Genomic DNA, 3,068 nt, shown 5'->3' on the forward strand with positions numbered 1-3,068 from the left:
GCGAAAACAGGTGAAGTTTTACAAGGAGCAGTCTTCGAACTACAAGATAAAGAAGGCAATGTCTTACAAAGCGGCCTCATAACCGACAACTCTGGCAAGTTAACTGTAGATGGACTGGCTCCTGGGGATTATCAATTTGTAGAGACCCAAGCGCCAACAGGCTATGACATAGATCAAACCCCAGTGAAGTTTGCGATAGAAAAAGGCCAAAAAGAAGCAGTCCAAGTGACAGCTGTGAATAAAATGACACTGGGTGGAGTGGTATTAAGTAAAACAGACGCGAAAACAGGCGAAGTTTTACAAGGAGCAGTCTTCGAGTTACAAGATAAAGATGGTAAGGTCTTACAAAGCGGTCTCATAACTGATAACTCTGGCAAGCTAGCTGTAGATGGATTAGCCCCTGGGGATTATCAATTTGTAGAAACCCAAGCACCAACAGGTTATGACATAGATCAAACCCCAGTGAAGTTTGCGATAGAAAAAGGCCAAAAAGAAGCGGTCCAAGTATCAAAGACCAATGTACCTACTGCTGGATCTGTTGTATTGAATAAAATAGATTCTAAGACTGGTGAGCGACTAGTAGGGGCGGTTTTTGAATTAAGAGACAGCAATGGTAATGTGATCTTAAAAGACTTAAAAACCGATAGTAATGGAAGACTTGCGATTAACAATTTAAAACCAGGAGACTATCAACTAGTTGAAACTCAGGCACCAGAAGATTATATTCTGGATAATACTCCAGTGAAATTTACTGTAAAAAGCAATCGTCCTACTCAAAAAGAGGTAACTAAATCCAATAAAGAGAGGGCTGAATCGGTTAGAGTTGAGAAAAGGGATTCTCGCACCAATAAATTACTACAAGGTGCAAAATTCAAACTGATAGATTCTCAAGGAAATATAGTCAAAGAAGATTTAACCACGGATAAGAATGGGATAGTAACGATTACTGGACTAAAAGAAGATGTTTATCGGTTAATTGAAACCCAAGCACCAACAGGGTATATATTAGATGATACGCCGATTAACTTTACTATAGATGATGTCACATCCTCAATTACACTAACCAAATTAAATACTCAAAAGAATCATTCAACAGGTTCTGATAAGACAGCAGACCCAGCGAATTCAGGCTATAGCCCAAATACGTATTCACCAAAATCATATCCAAAAACGGGTGAAGAAAGTAATATTTGGTTATCCTTCTTGGGCGTATTCCTTCTTATGAGTGTTACAGGGATTTGGTTGGTCAGGAAAAGAATCTGAATAAAAAATTAGGTCTTTAAGGAAGTGGGGTTCCACCTCTATTAAAGTATTTTGACAACCTAATCCGTCTTTTGAAAAGTCTTATGAATCGTTTTGCTAAACCAGTTAGGCGTTTTTGCCTAGCTGGTTTGGCTTTTTTCAGTTATGGAATGAACTCATTGGTAACCGTAAAAAAGATCGCAACCTATGTGATCTATGAGACGGACAATCCCTTCTATCAATTTTCTCGAGGCAAAGCCCCCTCTTGGCCATTGGTTGAGAGAGAGAGGGCTTTTTCGAAAGAAACGGCGAAAAGATTGACGGGTGGTTTGATTGATCAGTCGGGTCAGCATTTTTTCAGATGCACATACTAAGATAGAAATAAAGAGGCCTTTATCTATTTTTCAGCGTTAATAGGGACTGAAGCAAGCTTTTCTGATTCGTTCTTCCGTATTAAAGACCTACCAACAAGGTGATTCATAATCAAAGAATGGCCTTTGCTGCTAGGATCCAATTAACTGCTAGTTCATTTTTTTACATAAACCTGTAAGGCGTGGCGCGGTCTTTTTACTTGGTTGATGCGTCGATAAATTCGGCATACTTACGTTTAGCATCTGCGCGAATATTTTCTTGATGGGCATATTTAGAGAGGATTTCCCTACTATATTCTGTGTCTGCCTTTCTCAGTTCTTTGGGATAGTCAGTTTCATTCTCTTCTAAATTAACTTTTCCATAGTTAACGCCTGTGACAATGTAATAAGGGTCTGTATCAGATTGTTGCAAAAAGAGAAGATAGTCCTGCCCTTGGTTTATCCTATGATATCCGGCAATGTGATAAGTTACATCTTGTTTTTTATCATACGCTTCATTTTCAAGCATTGTAAAAGTATCTCCGGATTTGAGGACTTCACTCGAAACAACTTTTTTTACTTGAAAGGTGGAAAGTGTATAGGCGATATCAATTCGTCCCTCCACACCGTACAAAATAGTTGGTGCATCTTGTGAAATTTTTTCTGCGATAACAATCGCATCCGTTTTTTTCTCAACATCGTCTAAATTATTGAATTCATCCAACTTGGCATCAAGATACATTTCCTTACCAAAAATATGATCATCCATACCGTTATCGAGCATCTTTTGCTGGGTTGCACTATCCGAATTTTTGTTGTCATCTAAACTAGTTTTTGCATACCATCCAATGATTCCAATGGTAATCATACTGAAAATAGTGATGGCTATCTTAGTTTTTTTCATTAATAGATGCTCCTTTTTTTAATATTTTTTATTCATGCCGGCAATATCATCAGATAATGGGTAAGCTTTGTTATTGAACCCAGTTTCGCGCATGACTGATTTTGTATTATTTGAAGATTGTGTATGGCTTAATCCTATTGCATGACCAACTTCATGAACGACGGTTTCGTTCCGGATTGCTGTGTTTGCGTTAATAAATGCTTTATAGTAACGTATGTCACTCTGTGAACTTGTATTATAATAACAAACGCCATAAGTACCATTAGCAGTGTCGACAACGCCTTGATAGATATTAATTTTTCCAGAAGATGAAGATTTTACAAATACTCTTGCTCCTTGATAATTCCACTCAGTTGCTTTGTTTAAGTTCCCAGTGTAACCATTAGCAGATGACAAATTATTATATTGGCAGGTATAGCCAACATTTTGATTATTTAATACGTAAGCAAGTGCGTGCTCTGTACTAATAAAGAAACTAAATGAAAATAATAATAGCGACGAAAATAATTTTGTCATGATACAACCTCCATTTATTTTTATAGCTCAACACTAACACATTAAGTAAGCGTTTA

3 protein-coding genes are annotated in these 3,068 nt (G+C 37.4%); 1 reads left to right on the forward strand and 2 read right to left on the reverse strand.

Translation table 11 applies throughout. From position 1 onward, the window contains the following. Nucleotides 1-1,263, forward strand: a 1,263-nt coding sequence (locus Q0A12_RS07820; RefSeq protein WP_291292094.1) for a SpaA isopeptide-forming pilin-related protein, incomplete at its 5' end; no start/stop codon positions are given. A gap of 546 nt (nucleotides 1,264-1,809) precedes the next feature. Here Q0A12_RS07820 and Q0A12_RS07825 read toward each other — a convergent pair. Together Q0A12_RS07825 and Q0A12_RS07830 are read right to left on the reverse strand one after the other, a co-directional pair. Further along, a complete protein-coding gene (locus tag Q0A12_RS07825; protein ID WP_291292095.1) occupies nucleotides 1,810-2,496 on the reverse strand; it encodes a hypothetical protein in 687 nt (228 codons plus the stop codon). A gap of 18 nt (nucleotides 2,497-2,514) precedes the next feature. Then, nucleotides 2,515-3,012: a matrixin family metalloprotease gene (locus Q0A12_RS07830; protein ID WP_291292096.1), complete on the reverse strand. Its 498-nt coding sequence runs from the start codon at nucleotides 3,010-3,012 to the stop codon at nucleotides 2,515-2,517. Nucleotides 3,013-3,068: the final 56 nt, after the last annotated feature.

The organism is Enterococcus sp. (genome assembly GCF_022711995.1).
Taxonomy (GTDB): Bacteria; Bacillota; Bacilli; order Lactobacillales; family Enterococcaceae; genus Enterococcus_D.